At 74.6% G+C, this 15533-nt stretch carries 13 protein-coding genes; 5 read left to right on the top strand and 8 right to left on the bottom strand.

Translation table 11 applies throughout. The features are described 5' to 3' along the window. The first annotated feature begins 313 nt into the window (after positions 1 to 313). Positions 314 to 1456, top strand: a complete 1143-nt coding sequence (locus IEZ10_RS07670; protein WP_229811052.1) for an acyltransferase family protein — start codon at positions 314 to 316, stop codon at positions 1454 to 1456. Positions 1457 to 1519: 63 nt separating this feature from the next. Here IEZ10_RS07670 and IEZ10_RS07665 read toward each other — a convergent pair whose 3' ends face one another. Together IEZ10_RS07665 and IEZ10_RS07660 are read right to left on the bottom strand one after the other, a co-directional pair. Then, on the bottom strand, positions 1520 to 1921 hold the full coding sequence (locus IEZ10_RS07665) for a DNA-binding protein (protein WP_189245793.1): 402 nt from the start codon (positions 1919 to 1921) through the stop codon (positions 1520 to 1522). Beyond that, positions 1918 to 2166, bottom strand: coding sequence for a type II toxin-antitoxin system CcdA family antitoxin (locus tag IEZ10_RS07660; RefSeq protein WP_189245792.1), 249 nt, complete (start codon positions 2164 to 2166; stop codon positions 1918 to 1920). The genes IEZ10_RS07665 and IEZ10_RS07660 overlap by 4 nt, the downstream gene beginning before the upstream one ends. A 101-nt stretch (positions 2167 to 2267) precedes the next feature. Between IEZ10_RS07660 and IEZ10_RS07655 the strand changes: the two genes are divergently transcribed. From IEZ10_RS07655 to IEZ10_RS07645, 3 genes are all read left to right on the top strand, one after another. Continuing rightward, the gene (locus tag IEZ10_RS07655; protein ID WP_189245791.1) at positions 2268 to 2477 is read left to right on the top strand and encodes a type II toxin-antitoxin system VapB family antitoxin; all 210 of its coding nucleotides are present in this window, start codon (positions 2268 to 2270) and stop codon (positions 2475 to 2477) included. Between the two features lie 63 nt (positions 2478 to 2540). Further along, positions 2541 to 2792: a hypothetical protein gene (locus IEZ10_RS07650; RefSeq protein WP_229811051.1), complete on the top strand. Its 252-nt coding sequence runs from the start codon at positions 2541 to 2543 to the stop codon at positions 2790 to 2792. Then, entirely contained in the window at positions 2789 to 3217 is a 429-nt protein-coding gene (locus IEZ10_RS07645; RefSeq protein WP_189245789.1) for a type II toxin-antitoxin system VapC family toxin, read from the top strand. The genes IEZ10_RS07650 and IEZ10_RS07645 overlap by 4 nt, the downstream gene beginning before the upstream one ends. Positions 3218 to 3299: 82 nt before the next feature. Here IEZ10_RS07645 and IEZ10_RS07640 read toward each other — a convergent pair whose 3' ends face one another. Continuing rightward, positions 3300 to 5204, bottom strand: coding sequence for a hypothetical protein (locus IEZ10_RS07640; RefSeq protein WP_189245788.1), 1905 nt, complete (start codon positions 5202 to 5204; stop codon positions 3300 to 3302). Between the two features lie 119 nt (positions 5205 to 5323). Between IEZ10_RS07640 and IEZ10_RS07635 the strand changes: the two genes are divergently transcribed. Further along, complete coding sequence (locus IEZ10_RS07635; RefSeq protein WP_189245787.1) at positions 5324 to 6067, top strand: class I SAM-dependent methyltransferase; 744 nt, start codon at positions 5324 to 5326, stop codon at positions 6065 to 6067. 169 nt (positions 6068 to 6236) lie between these two features. On the opposite strand, the gene IEZ10_RS07630 is transcribed toward IEZ10_RS07635, so the two are convergent. The 5 genes from IEZ10_RS07630 to IEZ10_RS39835 form a co-directional block, all read right to left on the bottom strand. Continuing rightward, complete coding sequence (locus IEZ10_RS07630; protein ID WP_189245786.1) at positions 6237 to 8255, bottom strand: hypothetical protein; 2019 nt, start codon at positions 8253 to 8255, stop codon at positions 6237 to 6239. A gap of 25 nt (positions 8256 to 8280) precedes the next feature. Further along, the gene (gene pgfA, locus IEZ10_RS07625; protein ID WP_189245785.1) at positions 8281 to 9369 is read right to left on the bottom strand and encodes a cell envelope lipid trafficking protein PgfA; all 1089 of its coding nucleotides are present in this window, start codon (positions 9367 to 9369) and stop codon (positions 8281 to 8283) included. Further along, the gene (locus IEZ10_RS07620) at positions 9366 to 13676 is read right to left on the bottom strand and encodes an alpha-(1->3)-arabinofuranosyltransferase domain-containing protein (protein ID WP_229811050.1); all 4311 of its coding nucleotides are present in this window, start codon (positions 13674 to 13676) and stop codon (positions 9366 to 9368) included. The genes pgfA and IEZ10_RS07620 overlap by 4 nt, the downstream gene beginning before the upstream one ends. Next, positions 13673 to 15031 (bottom strand): glycosyltransferase family 4 protein, encoded by a 1359-nt coding sequence (locus IEZ10_RS07615; RefSeq protein ID WP_189245784.1) that lies wholly within the window; start codon positions 15029 to 15031, stop codon positions 13673 to 13675. The genes IEZ10_RS07620 and IEZ10_RS07615 overlap by 4 nt, the downstream gene beginning before the upstream one ends. A gap of 223 nt (positions 15032 to 15254) precedes the next feature. After that, on the bottom strand, positions 15255 to 15383 hold the full coding sequence (locus IEZ10_RS39835) for a hypothetical protein (protein WP_268246289.1): 129 nt from the start codon (positions 15381 to 15383) through the stop codon (positions 15255 to 15257). Between the last annotated feature and the right edge of the window lie 150 nt (positions 15384 to 15533).

Below are 15533 nucleotides of genomic sequence, written 5' to 3'. Positions count from 1 at the left end.
CTGGGGGTCCCGGCCTGGGAGTTTTAGGGGGATATATCTGGATTAACGAGGCTACTGGCCAGTATGTTATTTGCCGAGAGTGACCGTCGTCACGTAGGGATGCGGAAAAGTGACCGAAACAGGTTCTAGTACGGAGGCCCTCTCCGATCCGGATCCCGCGGTCCCCCGCAAAACTACCCCCGAACCGCTCCCCCCGAGCCCCCGGGGCGTCTCGGAGCCCGCCGCACCGGTCGCCGGAGACGGGCCCACGACGCTCTCCGGGGACAGGCCCGCGACGCTCTCCGGGGACAATCGGCTCGACACCCTCGACGGCGTGCGCGCCGTCGCCGCGTTCGCCGTGCTCGTCTTCCACGTGGCGACCGAGACCGGGGCCGCGCTCGCGCCCGGCTTCGGCGGCGCGCTGCTCTCCCGGGGCGACGTGGCCGTGCCGATCTTCTTCGCGCTCTCCGGGCTGCTGCTCTACCGGCCCTTCGCGGCGTCGCTGCTGGCCGGGGAGGCGCCCGTCCGCGTGCGGTCCTACCTGTGGAAGCGCGCCCTGCGGATCCTGCCCGCCTACTGGCTGACGGTCGCCGTCGCCCTCCTGCTGTGGTCGCGCGACCACCTGTCGGACGGCTGGACCTGGCTGAAGCTGCTGACCCTCACCCATAACTACGACACCCACCCCTGGTGGTTCGGCCTGGGCCCCAAGGGCCTCGCCCAGATGTGGAGCCTGTCGGTGGAGGCGGTCTTCTACGTCGCGCTCCCGCTGCTGGCGGCCGGGCTCGCGGCCTTCGCCCGGCGCGGCGGCCCGGACACCGGCACCCGGGCCCGGCGGCTGCTGGCCGGCCTGGCCGCGCTGGGGGCGGTGTCGCTGGTCTGGACGCTGCTGACCTACTACCCGGAGTACCGGCCCTACCTGAACTCCTGGGCGCCCCGGTCGGCGATCTTCTTCGCCGCCGGGATGGCGCTGGCCGTCGTGCCGGCCTGGGACCGGGCCGACCCGGCGGGGGACTCCCCGGCGAGCCGGTTCCGGCGGGCGGCGTCCGCCTCCCCCGGCTCGTGGTGGCTGGTCGCCGCGCTGGCCTACGCGCTCGCCGCCTCCCCGGTGACCGGCACCCGCTTCCTCGGCATCGACGGCTTCTGGTCGGGCCTGTTCGAGATCGCCCTCTACGCGGTCGTCGCCACGTGCCTGCTCGTCCCCGCCGCCCTGCCGCCCCCGGGCGACTCCCCGGTCCGGCTACTGCTCGGCAACCGGGTCATGGCCTACCTCGGCCGGATCTCCTACGGGGTGTTCCTCTGGCAGTTCGTGGCCATCTACCTCTGGTACGGCTTCACCGGGCAGCGGTCGTTCACCGGCGGCTTCCTCGCCAACCTCGTCCCCATCACGGTCATCACGCTGGCGATGGCCGCCCTGACCCACCGCTTCGTCGAACGCCCCGCCGCCCGGCTGGCCCACCTCAGGCGTCGTAGGCGCTGATCTCGGTCAGATCATCGTCGGGGTCGTACAGATGATCGACCCGCGTGGGAGCGGCCGCCGGATTCAGAGGCCGATGAGCCGTACGCGGCCTCCGCAGAGCCTGCCCATGTCGTCGATGTCGGAGGTGACCATCGCCACCGGGCCCGGCTGGCGCAGCGCCGTCACCGCGACGGTCGCGTCGATCGCGTGCTCGTGACCGTGCAGGCCGGCGTTCTTGAGCAGCTCCGCCGCCGCACCGGCGACTTCCGCGGTCACCGGCTCAACCTTGACCCGGGACAGCACCCAGCGCAACCGGGGCAGGCTCACCCGCGCGTGGCTCACCTCGACGATGGCGTTCGCGCCGACGACGAAATCCGTCCCCATCATGCTGAACGCATTCGACATCGACAAGAACTTGCGGTCCTCCGCCACCCACGCCGACAACCCCTGGGAGTCGAGGACGACGGTCGCGAAGTGGTCGGTCACGCGACGTCCGCCCGCGCGCCGGGATCGGCGGCACCGAAGATCTTCGCTCGGGCTTCGGCCATCTCCTCCTCCGTGAAGGCGCCCTCCCTCTCCTGATAGCGGCGGAGGTCCTCGGCGATCAGGTGGTGCCTGATCTGACGTGCCACAGCCTCGGCGACATAGCCCGAGACGTTGTCGGTCAGCTTCTTCAGCTCTTCCACCTGCTCGGTGGGAAGGGTCACCGTGATGCGCGTCGTATCGGCCATAGAAGGAGCATACTTCAGTATGCGTTCGCATGGCCGGATGTCGTGGCGGCCCATCTCACCAGGGCATTCGCCACCTTTCGGGCGCACGGAGGGAGAACCGTATGAGCCGTACCGTGATCGATTTGAATGACGATCTGCTGGCCGAGGTGGCTGAAGCATTGGGAACCCGCACGAAAAGGGAAACGGTCGACGCCGCTCTGCGCGAGGTGCTGGAGAACCGGCGGCAAGTAGCGGCACTGACGCGGTTACGCGCGGCGGCCGCCGACGGCGCCTTCGACCCGGAGATCAACAATCATGATGCCGTGGTATGACGTGGTACGCGAGGGTACGATCGAGCCATGAATGCTCCAAGACCTCGTTCGACCGAGGTGAGCGTGCGTCAGTTCGTCAACGACTCCGGCAGCGTCACACGCGGCCTGCGCGAGGGAAAGCGATACGTTTTAACGCTCAACGGCGAGCCGCTCGCCGAAGTGAAGCCGATCAAGCGTCGCCGGTTCGTTCCCACGGCTGAAGCGCAGTCCGTCTTCGCCACAGCCCCGGCCATCGACTGGGACGAGGTACGGGCTGATCTGGACACGACGATCGATGACGAGCTACACGATCCGCTCGACGGGACCGGCCTGTGATCCGGTACGAGCGAGGCGTTCTCGACACGAACGTCGTGGCCGCCTTGAAGCTCTTCGACCCCGCCGAACTGCCCGCGGAGTCGGCGATCACCGCGGTCACGCTCGGCGAGCTGTCGCGCGGACCGTATGCCACCGATGATCCGGTCAAGCGCGCGGGAAGGGTCGCGGTGCTCCAGTATGCCGAGGCGGCGTTCGGTGATCCGCTGCCGTACGACGCCGAGGCGGCCCGCGTGTTCGGGCAGCTCTGCGCCGTCGTGTACATGCAAGGTCGACAGCCACGGAGCCGGACCGCCGACCTGATGATCGCTGCGACGGCCGCCTGCAACGAACTGCCGTTGTTCACCGCGAACCCCAAGGACTTCGACGGCCTGGAACGGCTTGTGAACGTGGTCGCCGTAACGCGACCTCACGGCGCGGCGGGCTAGCCGATGTCGGAAACGGGCCGTGCGGGGGACTCCGGTGAACGGCCACTTGAAAGCAACGGGTGCGGCGACCTCTGAGGTCAGGTCAGGACGGGCTTTCGCCTTCGGGGGCCGGGGCGCCCAGGGCCACGGCGATCACGCAGACCGGCGCCTCCGGGTCGTTCATCTCGATCCGCATCCCCTTCCCGATCCCGTGCACCGGGAACTGGACCAGCCCCATGGGGGTCTTCCGCAGCGACAGGACGGTCCGCTCCCCGCCGACCTCCACGGTGACCGAGGCGGGACGGTCTGCCGAGTAGGACAGGCCGCCCACGGTGGCCCGGCCGCCGAAGGAGACCGCATCGGGGAAGGACATCGCGCCCAGCAGCGTCCGCATGCACCGCTCGTCCGGACCCCGGGCGGCGAAGAAGCCGGGGGCGACGTTCATCCGCACCAGCCTGCCCTCCCGGTTGAAGACCCGGGCGTCCTCGGTGGGTTCGGGGTGGGCCATCCTGGCCCGCAGGACCGGCCGGGCCAGCGGGGCGAGCAGGCGGTCGGTGAGCCGCCGCTCGCCGTTCACCGGCAGCACGATGTCGGGCGGCACCGGGGCGGGGTAGATCACCGCGGTGTCCGGGGCGGCGGCCAGCTCCGCGGCGGCCGTGTCGAGGTAGGCCCGGACGCGCTGGCCGTTCAGGGTCGCCCGGTACGCCTCGACGGAGAACACCGACAGCACCAGGTAGGCCCCGGCGGTGAGCCCCGCGACGAGGGCGAGCGAGGACCGCTCGGGCAGCGGGCGGCGGTAGGCACCCGTCTCCCCCGCCACCGGCAGCAGCGCGCAGCCCAGGCAGACCGCGAGGACCAGCGCGGCGTCCGCGACGTAGCGGGTCTCGGCGCCCACCAGCCCCAGGTAGCTGCCCCGGGCGATCACCGTCGGGATCGCGTCGGCGAGCACCAGGTACCCGGCCAGCGTGAGCCACGCCCGGTGCGCCCGCCGCCGGTAGGCGAGCGTGGCCGCCACCGTGACCGCCAGCACCACCCAGGAGAGCGCCACGACGAAGCCGGACGGCGCGGCCAGGCCGCCCGCGGGGGTCGGCGTCCACGACACCGGCCCGCCGACCGCCCCGCTGGGGAAGGTACGGCCGAGCAGCAGGGAGACCAGGTCGGCGGCCACGCCGGGCTTGGGGGCCGCGGCGCCCTCGCCCGGCGCGGTGTCCATCCGGTCGAGGTAGACGAGCGTGTAGGCGGCCAGCACCGCCGCGTGCGCCGCCCAGAGCCACCGGTTCGCCCGCAGCTCCCGCCACATCGAGCGGAGCCAGCCGGTCTCCCGGTCGCGCAGGTACGCCGTGGTCAGCGCGAACAGCAGGAAGGCCGCGAAGACCCCCTTGGTGCTGAAGGCCATGCCGGCCACGCACCAGATCAGCGCACGCCGGCCGTACCGGGCGCCCTCACCGCGGGCGAAGCGCACCTGGGCGGTGAGCGCGAGCACCAGGGCGAGCTGGAGCGGGATCGCGTTGATCGCCGCGGACCACCAGGCGAACGCCGGGAAGGTCAGCGGGCAGAACAGGAACAGCGCCAGCGGCAGGAGGATCGCCGGCCGGCCGCCGAACAGGGTCCGCAGCAGCCGCAGCGCCAGCACGCCGAGCAGCGCCTGCGCGGCGAGGGTGACGGCCGACACCAGCGCCCAGTCGTAGGGGGCGACGCGCGACAGCACCCAGGTCAGCGCGATCGCGCCCGGCATGAAGTGGCCCTTGTGCACCCGGGTCAGGTAGTCGAGCGTGAAGTCCTCGCCGTAGGCGTTGCCGACGAACAACAGGTCGTCCTCGACGAAGTAGGAGTCGCGCAGGACCAGCACGCGCAGGACCAGCGACACCGCGATGAGGGCCGCCGCGCCCAGGGACACCGGACCGCGCAGCCGCGCCAGCCACCCGGGCAGCGTGAGGCGCACCGCCGGCGCCTCCGGCCGGCCCGCCTCCACGGTTCCGGCGGTTCTCGTGTCCTTCGTGGCGTCCACCAGGCGTCTCCCTACGATCCGGTGTTCCGGCGGAACACCGCGCGAGCTGTCAGGACCAGAAGTGATGCGGTGTTATGCTCCGGCCCACCTGGTTTGTCCAATTGCGGTGAGGAGCAGCGTTGGAGACTCCGCAGGCACCGTTCCGGGCCACGTTGGGCCGGTCCGTCACACTCCTCCGCGCCTTCCGCAAGGAGCAGACCGACCCGGACTTCTTCTACGGCATGCTGGCCCGCGACACGGTCGCCCAGCTCGCCTCCTACACCGAGCTGGACGGCGCGCTCGTCGCCGACGTCGGCGGCGGCCCGGGATACTTCACCGACGTGCTGCGCGCCGCGGGCGCCCGCCCGGTCTGCGTCGACTGCGACGCCGGGGAGATGATGGCCCGCCAGGGCGCCGCCCCCGAGGGGGCGGTGCTGGGCAGCGCGCTGGACCTGCCGCTGGCCACCGGGTCGGTGGACGTCTGCTTCTCCTCCAACGTGCTGGAGCACGTGCCCGACCCGTGGCGGATGGCCGCCGAAATGGTCCGGGTGACCAGGCCCGGCGGCGTGGTGTACCTGTCGTTCACCAACTGGCTGTCGCCCTGGGGCGGCCACGAGACCTCCCCGTGGCACTACCTCGGCGGCCACCGCGCCGCCGCCCGCTACACCCGCCGGTACGGCAGGCGCCCCAAGAACGTCTACGGCGAGAGCCTCTACCCCGTCTCGGTCGGCGCCGCGCTGCGCTGGGCGCGGCGACGGCCCGGCGTCACGGTCCTGGACGCCCTGCCCCGCTACCATCCTCGCTGGGCGACCCCGGTGATCCGCGTCCCGGGGCTGCGGGAGATCGTGAGCTGGAACCTGCTGCTCGTCCTGCGCCGCCACTGACCGCCGGGCGCCGGTGGGAGGCGCTCCGGGTGATCCCGTCCGCCGCTCGTCCCGCACCGCCGCCGGCCGCCGGGCGCCGGCGGGAGGCGCTCCGAGAGTCCCCGCCCGCCGTTCATCCCATATCGACCGTCGGACGCCGGGAGGCGCTCCGAGAGTCCCCGCCCGCCGCTCAGCCCGCGCCGCCATCGACCGCCCCTTCCGGCCTCTCCGGCACGGCCGCGCCGACCACCACCGCGCGCAGGCAGACGCCGCCCTCCCGGCCGCCGTCCCGGCGCGAGCCGTCCGGGAGCGATTCGTCCGGGAGCGATCCGTTCGGGAGCGATCCGTTCGGGAGCGATCCGTTCGGGAGCGATCCGTCCATGAGCGTGATGCGGACCGGCCCCGGGGCGGGCGCCGTCACGAGGTGGACCCGCTCCCGGTCCGCCCGCAACGTGACCTCGGTCCGCCGCTCCCCCACGGTCACGGTGACACGCGTGTCGCGGGGCACGTCGTAGTGCAGGCGGACGACGTTCCCCTCGCGGACGGCGAGATCGGCGGTGACCGCGCCGCCGCGCCACGGAAGGCAGCCGCCGTCCTCGCCGGCCACGAACCCGCCGAGGACCGCCGCGGGCACCAGGTGCCCCCGGTCGTCGAAGGTCACCGCGTCGTAGGCGACCCCGGGGTGGGCGATCCGCTCGCGCAGCGCGCCCCGGGCGAGCGGGGCGAGCGCCCGGGAGGTCAGCCGGTCCGGCAGCGACTGCCAGGGGAACAGCATCCGCTCGGGCACCAGCGCGGGGTACACGCCGGTCTCCGGGCCGAGCGCGGCGAGGTCCGCGCGGGCCGCGTCGAAGTAGGCGCGGCCGGTCCGGCCGGGGAGCGTGGGGCCGAAGACCGACGCCGACACCAGGGCGAGCGCCACGTAGGCGCACGCGGCCGGTACGGCGTACACCGGGAGGGTCCGCGCGCCCCCGTCCGGGACCGCCGGGTCCGACGCCGCGCTCCCCGCCGGAGACGCCGCGCCCCGCCGTACGGCCTCCGCCTCCGCGTCCCGCGCCGCACCCCGCCACGTCATCAGGGCCAGCGCCAGGCAGACCGTGAGCAGGGGGAGGGCGTCGGCGATGTAGCGGCTCTCGAAGGCGCGCGACGGCCCGGAGCGGACGATCATGATCAGCAGGCCGTCCGCGACCAGGAGGTAGCCGCCCGCCAGCAGCCAGGCGGGGACCGCCGCGCGCCGCGCCCGGCAGGTCCCCGCCACGACGGCGGCCAGGGCCAGCCAGGCCACGGCGATCTCGACGGGCCGGTGACCGGCCAGCGCGCCGGCCGACAGCACCGGCTCCCAGGTCAGCGGGCCCCCGACCAGCAGGGTAGGGACCGTGCCGCCGAAGAACGTCGCGGCGTAGTCCACGGCCGTGTAGAAGTCGGGGAACGTGATCCCCTGGCCGCCGGACCGCCCGGACGCCGCGAGGTACCCGGCGAGGTAGGCGCCGGCCACCGCCGCGTGGACGAGCCACAGGCCCAGGTGCCGGCGCGCGGCGCCGAGCATCCCGCGTTCCCCGGCGAGGAGCACGACGGTGAGCAGGAACAGCACCGGCGGGATGAGGACCGCCTTCTCGAAGAACAGCAGCCCGGCGCACGTCCAGGCGAGCCCGGCGGCCGCGTGCCGTACCCGGCCGGTGCGGACCAGCAGCGCCTGCGAGCACATCGCCATGAGCATGGCGATGTGCAGGGGCAGGATGTTGATCGCCGCGGCGAACCAGGCCGTCGCCTGGAAGTTCGCGGGCGAGAAGAGGAAGAAGACGAGCGGGACGAGGACCATCGGCCGGGCCCCGAACAGCAGGCGCAGCAGCCGGTACAGCGCCAGGGCCGCCGCCGCGGACAGGGCGAGGACGACGGCCGAGACCAGCCCCCAGTCGTAGGGGGAGATCGCGGTGAGGGCCCGGACCAGCGCGAGGGCGCCCGGCATCAGGTGACCGATGTGCACCCGCAGCAGGTGCGCCCAGCCGAACGGCTCGGTCACGGCCCGGCCGACGAAGACGATGTCGTCCTCGACGAAGTAGGACCGGCTGAGCAGCCATCCCTTCAGTACGAGGCTCGCGGCCACCAGCAGCAGCGCCGCGGTCGTGAGGCCGTGCCGGAGCCGCGGGACGCCGCGCGCCCAGGCCGGCAGCCGCAGCTCCACCTCGACCGGGCCGCCGCCCGTTCCCGTCATCGCCCCACCCCGGCCGCCGCGCCGCTCACTTCCGCTCCCCGTCCGCCCCGGCCGCGGCCGGCTCCCCGCCCGCTTCTCCGCCCGCTTCTCCGCCCGCTTCTCCGCTCGCTTCCGCGCCCGGCCGCACCCCGGCCGGGTCCCCGTCGGTTTCCACGTCCGGCCGTACGGCCGGCTCCCCGTCCGGGACGGGCCGCGGCCCGTCCCGCCTCCGCCGCCGGAGGGCCACCGGGACCAGCGCGAGCCCGGCCGCCAGGAACAGTCCCGGCAGCAGGTCGCGGACGAGGAGGACCCAGCGGGCGAAGGCCCCCGCGTCGGCCACCCTGTCCGCCACGTCCTCGGGCATCATGTCCAGGTCCGCCAGGAGGGCCACCTTGCGCTCGACCCCGTCGGGGGTGCGCAGGGTCTGGCGCTGGTGCTCGCGCACCTTGACCGTCAGGCCGCTCTCCGGCTCCACCCAGATCGTCCGGGTCACCTCGGCGTAGCGGGAGACGTTGACGGCCCGCCACTCCGGCAGGCCCAGCGCCCTGCCCGGGAGCTGCCCGGGGACGTCCTCGATCCTGGTCGGACCCGCCGTGTAGGTGTAGCGGTAGGTAGGCCGGCCGAACACCCGTTCCTGCCGCTCGTAGCGGAGCGGGACCGCCGTCCGCAGCAGCACGTCGTACATCGGGTAGGTCCGCGGCTCGGCGCGGAACGGCAGTCGGAAGGCCAGCCCCTCCTGCCGGGCGCCGGGGTCGTCGTCGACGTACCCGTCGCAGCAGGCGACCGCCAGGCCCGTCCTGCGGTCGAAGGCGGTCCGGCGCTCGTGGTAGTCGATCCGGTCGCCGCCCTCGGTGGTGAGCGAGGTGAACTCCACCCACACCGCGGTGTCCGGGCCGCCCGCGCCGGCGTCCCCGCTCACCGTCGTGGTGGACAGCAGCGAGACCCCGGCGTGGGAGGTGAGCGTCGCGGTGTCGAAGTACTGGGCGCCGGACGCCGTCATGCGGTACGTCCTGGCCTGCTCCAGCGGCATCACCAGGGCGCTCGGGTAGACGTACAGGCGCAGCAGCGCCGCCAGCGTGACGAAGAAGGCGCTCGCCGCCGCGAACGCGGTCCAGGGGACCCGCGGGCCGGTCACCGGCGCACCGCCGTCGCGGCGGGCTCCGGGCGCCGCACCGGTTCCGGTGCGGCCTGGGCGGCGGGGGCGGTTTCCGGGGCCGCGACCGGCAGCCAGGCGAGCGCCAGCAGGCAGAGCACCTGCGGCACGACGCCGGTCAGCGCCCCGGCGAGCGCGGTCCCGCCGTACGCGGTGCCGGCGGCGAGCGCGAGACCGGCCAGGAGGAGCGGGACCGCCGGCGCCCACCGCAGCAGCGTCGCGGGCACGGACCCGCCGGGACGGACGCCCCAGAGTCTGACCGGCCGGGCGTACAGCGCCGCCGCCGCGGTGACGACCACCGCGCCCGTGACGCCGCCGGTCCACAGGCCGACGGCCGGGGCGAGCGGCCAGAACCAGGCCGCGCGGACCGCGGCGGCTCCCGTCCCCGCCCGGCGGGCCGCGGTACGGCGTGGCCGGACGAACGCGAGCGCCGCCACCAGCGGCACCAGGCATCCGCCGCCGAGCAGCGCCGCGCGGTAGGCGGCGTCGGGCTCGTAGCGCATGGTCACCGTGCCCTGCCCGGCGGGCAGCTCCCACGCCTGCCGCCAGCCGTCCAGCCGGACCGGCGTCAGCCGCCTGCCGTCGAGGTACGCCTGCCAGCCCGCGTTGTGGTTCTCGTTGACCACCAGGTAGGAGGGGGCGGAGGCCGAGAAGCGGACCCGGCGCTCGGCCGGTCCCCACGCCTCCGCGGTCACGGGCGAGGCCGTCACGGCGTCGCCCTCCGAGCCGCCCCGGCCGGTCCCGGACGACGATCCGGGTTTCCGGTCCGCCGTCCCGCCGTCCGTCGCACCGCCCGCCGCACCGTCCGTCTCACCGTCCGCGGCGCGCACCACGAGCGACTCGATCCGGAAGGCGTCGGCCGGGGCGACGCCCACCCTGGCCGTGCCCGGCTTCAGCTCGACCGGCCCGCAGGCGCGGTAGCCGACGGGGCGGCCGCCGAGCACGTCGCCCATCGTGCCCCGGACGACCTCGGTGCGCACCGTCCTGCCGTTCACCGAGAGGGTGGGCCCGTACCCGCAGGGCAGCCGCAGCGGGGTCGTCTCCATCGGGCCGAGCGGCTTCACCCCGGGGACGGTGATCTCCGACACCTCGATCGGCCGGGACACCGGGGCGGTGAAGCCGATCTCCAGGGTGTCGGTGGTGATCTTGGGGAAGACCACCCGGCCGTCGGCGCGGATCCAGCCCCGCGTGGTCTGCCCGCCGCCGCTCACGCTGACCTGGACCGGCGGCTGCCCGAGGAAGGAGTCGGGGAACAGCACCATGATCTGGGAGATCGTCCGTTTCCTGCCCAGCCTGACCGTCAGGGTCGGGTGGCGGTCGGCGGGGTCGGCGTACCAGACGGTGCCGAGGTCGCCGTCCATGGCCGCGCGGCCGAGCACGGCCGGGTGGCCGGTCAGCGTGGAGGAGGCGGTCACCTGCGGGTAGACGCCGTGCAGGGTGGTGACGAGCCGGGAGGAGACGGGGTCGGTCAGCACGGCGTCGCCGCTGAGGGACCGCCTCCCGCCCTCGCGGACGGTGAAGGAGCGGTCGAAGCCGTCGCCGTCCTCTCCGGTGACCTGCAGTGCGGCGGGGTCGCAGGTCCAGGTGGACGACCCGCGCATGCAGGCGCTCGCCGTACCCCGGCGGGTCAGCAGCACCGTCCCGGGGTCGCGCGGGCCGTCGGGGGGCACGACGAGGGTGCGTCCGGGCCGCACGCCGGGGATCGCGACCTCGGTGACGCCGACGCGGGCGCCGGTCGGCGTCGCGAGCTCGGCGGCCAGCCGGGTCACCCGGATCCGCAGCCAGGAGGTCCGCCCGAGGGGCGGGCGCATCAGCTGCGGGTCGGCGGTCGGGCTCACCGCGACCCGGCGGGCGCCCGCCTCGGTCTCCAGGGACACCTCGGCCACCTGCGGCAGCAGCGGCGAGCGCTCGAAGGCGACGGTGATCTGCGGCATGTCGATCGGCGCGGTGAAGCGCACCTGGAGCCACTGCCCGACCGCGCCGTCCCAGCCGTCGGATCGCCACCCGGTGCGCGGGTCGCCGTCGAACGCCGCGTACGGCTGACGGCCCGGGTCGCGGCGCTCCCCCGCCTCGATGCCCGACTCCGCGGAGGAGGCCCGCACGTCCCGGACGCCGGTGTAGGCGGCCGTGACGGTCGCGCCGGACCAGGCGGGGTCGGTGAGGTCGGCGCCCCGGGGCCGCTCGGGCCGCTGGCCGGCGGTCATGGTGGGGGTGGCGATGCGGCGCAGGTCGCCGAAGAGGATCTCGCGGCGGCGCAGCGTGTCGGTGACCACCGTGTCGCGCGCGGACACGGCGGGCGCCCCGGGCTCGTCCCCGACCACGACGGGGCGGTCGTCGGCGAGCAGTCCCTCCTCGGCCATGTCCAGCACCGCCTCGGGCGCGCCGGTGACCCGGAGCGTCCCGTCACGTGGCACGGTCGCGGCGAGCGGCGCGGGGTCGGGCACCGCGTAGACCTCCAGCGCCGAGTAGGGCTGCTCGAACCAGCCGGCGGCCGTGGGGCTGGACCGCAGGCCGATCTCCGGGCCGAAGCCGGCGACCCGCCGCAGGCCGGTGGACTCCGCGAGGGTCTCGTGGACCCGCGCGGGCCAGGCCGTGCCGAGGCTCTGCCGGGCGAGGTCGTTACGGACCAGCAGGTACTTCACGCCGATCCGGCGCAGCGCGGCGGTGAGGCCCGGCGATCCGCGGCCGGTGGCGAAGCGCTCGTCCACCGCCTGGACCAGCCTCGCCAGTCCCGGCGAGCCCCAGGGGACGTTGGTGTGGGTCGCCCAGCGCACGGTCAGCAGCGACTGCATGGGCTCGTCCATCGGGCGGCCCCACAGGTAGTCGCCGCGGCGCGAGCCGGGCACGGCCAGGACCATGCCGTCGCCGGTGTTGCGGTTCAGCCAGGTCGCGGCGTCCCGCCAGTAGCCGGGCAGCGCCTCGAACCCCCCGGCGGGGGTCGCCCCGGCGGTGGCCACCGGCAGCGCGGCCAGGGCGGCCAGTACGGCCGCGCCGGCCAGGACGGGCCGGCGCAGCCGTACCGGGCCGGCCAGGGGCAGGGCCGCGAGGCCGAGGGCCAGCGGGAGCCGGATGAGGGCGTCGAACTTGTGCAGGTTGCGGAAGGGCGCCAGCGGCCCGTCGAGCAGCGCCCGCACCTGCTCGGTCCACGGGTGGGCGAGCACGTCGGCGTGCCCGGCGGTGACCGCCACCACCCCGGCCAGCACGCTGAGCGCGAGGAAGGGCCGCTCCGGCGTGGCGCGGGCGGCGATCCCGGCGAGGCCGAGCGCGGCGACCGCCGCGGTCAGCGCGATCATCGCCGGCGCGGTGGCCTGCTCGAACGACGCGGGCAGCCACGCCTGGCCGTCCACCGGCAGGAAGGACATCCAGCTCGACGTGCCGCGCAGGGTGTTGAGGAGCGAGGTGACGCCGGTGGTGGCGTCGGCGGTCTCGATGAAGGGCAGGAAGGAGAAGATGTAGCGGCCCATCACCAGCAGGGGCAGCAGCCACCACATCGACACCGCGGCCACGCAGGCGAGCCACCAGGCGAGCAGGCGCCGCCGGTGGGGGCCGCCGCGCCGGGTCAGCAGGTACAGCAGCGGCACGACGAGGACCGCCAGCTCGGCCACGGCGTTGATCCCCCCGGCGAGGACGAACGCCAGCGCCGACAGCGCGGCGGCCCGGCGCGGGCTCGCCCCGGGCCGGGTGCCGTGGACCAGGGGCAGCAGCACCCACGGCAGCACGGCGCTCGGCTGGAACTCCGAGGAGTTGGTCCCGATCAGCGCGACGGCGTGCGGGGCGAGGGCGTAGGCGAGCCCGGCCAGGACGCGGGTGGCGGGGGCGCCGATCCCCATCGCCCGCGCGACCCGCTCGACGCCGAGGAACGCCGCGCACAGCACCAGCGCCATCCACAGCCGCTGGATGTTCCAGGCGGGCATGCCGAGTTCGGTGAACAGCGCGTAGAACGGGCCCATCGGGAACAGGTAGCCGTACGCCTGGTTCTGCAGGTGGCCGAAGAACGCGCCGTCCCACAGGTGCGTCGCCCTGGCCAGGAAGGCGACCGGGTTGATCGCCATGTCGAGCTTGGTCTCGCCGATCACCTGGCCGGGGGCGGTGTTGAACGCCACGGCGGCGAGCAGCAGGCAGCCGGCCAGCAGGCGCAGGCCGTGCCGGAGCCGGGCGGCCCCGGACCCGCCGGCCGTCCCGGTCCTCCCGGGCTTCCCGGTCCTCCCGGCGGGTACGGCGCGGCCGCCGGCCGCGGCGTCATCGGGCGCGGCGGTTCCGGCGGTCTCGGCGGCGGGTCCCGTTCTCAAGCGGTGTCGGTCTTCCCCGGGGCGAGGCGGAGTTCGGGAGCCGGCGCGGCGGCCCCTCCCCGGCGGCCGGCCGCCGGGGTGACCTGGGCCGCCAGGGAAGCCCGGAGAGTCCGGAGAGCGGTCCGGAGCGGGCCGGCCGTACGGGCGGCGCGCAGTTCGGCGGTGACGAGGCCGGTGACGGCGGCGCCGGTCCGCCCCCAGGTGAACTCGCCCGCCCACGTCCGGCAGGCCGCCTGGATCTCCGCGCGCCGCGCAGGGTCCGACAGCTCCCCGATCGCCCGGTCCACCACGTCGGCGAGCGTCTCGCCCTCGCGGACCAGCCAGCCGGTCTCCCCGTCCCGGACCGAGTCGCGCAGCCCGGCGACGTCGTAGGCGACGGTCGGCACGCCGAAGCCCGCGGCCTCGATCACCGTGAGGCCCCAGCCCTCGAACTCCGAGGCGGTCACGTTCAGCAGCGCCGCGCCGAGCACGGCGTTCTTGGCGGGCTCGGGGAGGAAGCCGTGCAGGTGCACCCGGTCGGTGACGCCCAGCTCGGCGGCCCGGCGGGCGAGCGTCCCGCTCTCGGGTCCCCGGCCCACGACGTGGACGTGCAGTCCGGGGCGGGTCTCGCCCAGCTCGGCGGCCAGGCCGACGACCCGCTCGACCCTCTTGTGCCCGACCAGCCTGCCCAGGTAGACCACGGGCGGGTCGCCGGGCAGCTCCCGCATCGTCACCGGGCGGGCCGCCGGGCTGCCGTTGGCCACGACGTGGATCGGCGCCTTCCAGCGCAGCCGCGCCCGCAGGTCCTCCCGGGACGACTCCGAGACGGTGATCGTGGTGCGGCGGCGGTAGAGCGACCGCGCCACCGGCCCCTCGACGAAGCAGCCGATCCTGGCGAGCCAGGGCGGGAAGAAGGCGTGGAACTGCCGGTCGTGCACGTGGTGCACCAGGCAGATCACCGCGGTGCGGCGGCGCACCACCAGGGGGGAGAAGAAGGGGATGCCGTTCATCGAGTCGATGACGACGTCGAACCGGCGGCGGCGCAGCAGCAGCCAGAGCGGCACGAGCAGGTAGACGAGGTAGCGGTTGCCCATCCTGCGCAGCTCGACGCCGTCGCGCCGTTCCGCGGCGGGCTGGCCGGGCTCGCGGGCGGTGGCGAACCACACCTCCGCGCCCTGGCCGGTCAGGTAGCGGCTGACCTGCCAGGCGTACTCCTCCGCGCCGCCCGCCACCGACTGCTGCGGCTCGCGGAAGTTCAGCACCGCCACCCGGACGCCGCGCAGCGGCACCTCGGGCGTCCCCTCGGCCTCCACGCTGAGGGCGGGCCGCGACGGGGCGGACGGGTGCGGCCCCGCGCTCCGGCCGAAAAGGGCCACGCTGCCTCCTTGCTCTCCGGTCCGCGGTCCTCCGCGGTCTCTCCTGTCCCCCGCGTCCGGACGGGCACCGGCCGGTCCGGGCCGGTCCGGGTACGGCGCCGCCGCCCGCCCCGGGGCGGCCCGCCCGTTTCAGGGCATGGTGAAGCCGCGCTCCGTTCCGATGGACGATCTCCGCGGCCCGCCCGGGGACCGGTGCGATCACCGGCCGCCGCGCGGCCTCAGGTCACCTGGTGCCGTAGTTGTACAGGGGGCGGTTCGGCGGCTCCGGGGTGGGCGAGCCGACGTTCACGACTGCCACGGAGGCACCGACCGCGAGGATCGCACCGATGGCCAGCGCCAAGAGCACTCGCATCCCTGGCTCCCTTCAGCGACGGACAGTGTGCCGAGACTAGAACGTGATTCGCGCATAAGCCATGGTTTTGGTTAAAACGTGACAAAGAAAGTTACCGTTGGGTACTCCTCCGAGCTGGGGATATACCCCCTCCAAGAACGCCGATCAAGC

It is taken from the genome of Streptosporangium pseudovulgare (genome assembly GCF_014648055.1).
Lineage (GTDB): Bacteria > Actinomycetota > Actinomycetes > Streptosporangiales > Streptosporangiaceae > Streptosporangium > Streptosporangium pseudovulgare.
This window is presented reverse-complemented; position numbering and strand designations above follow the sequence as displayed.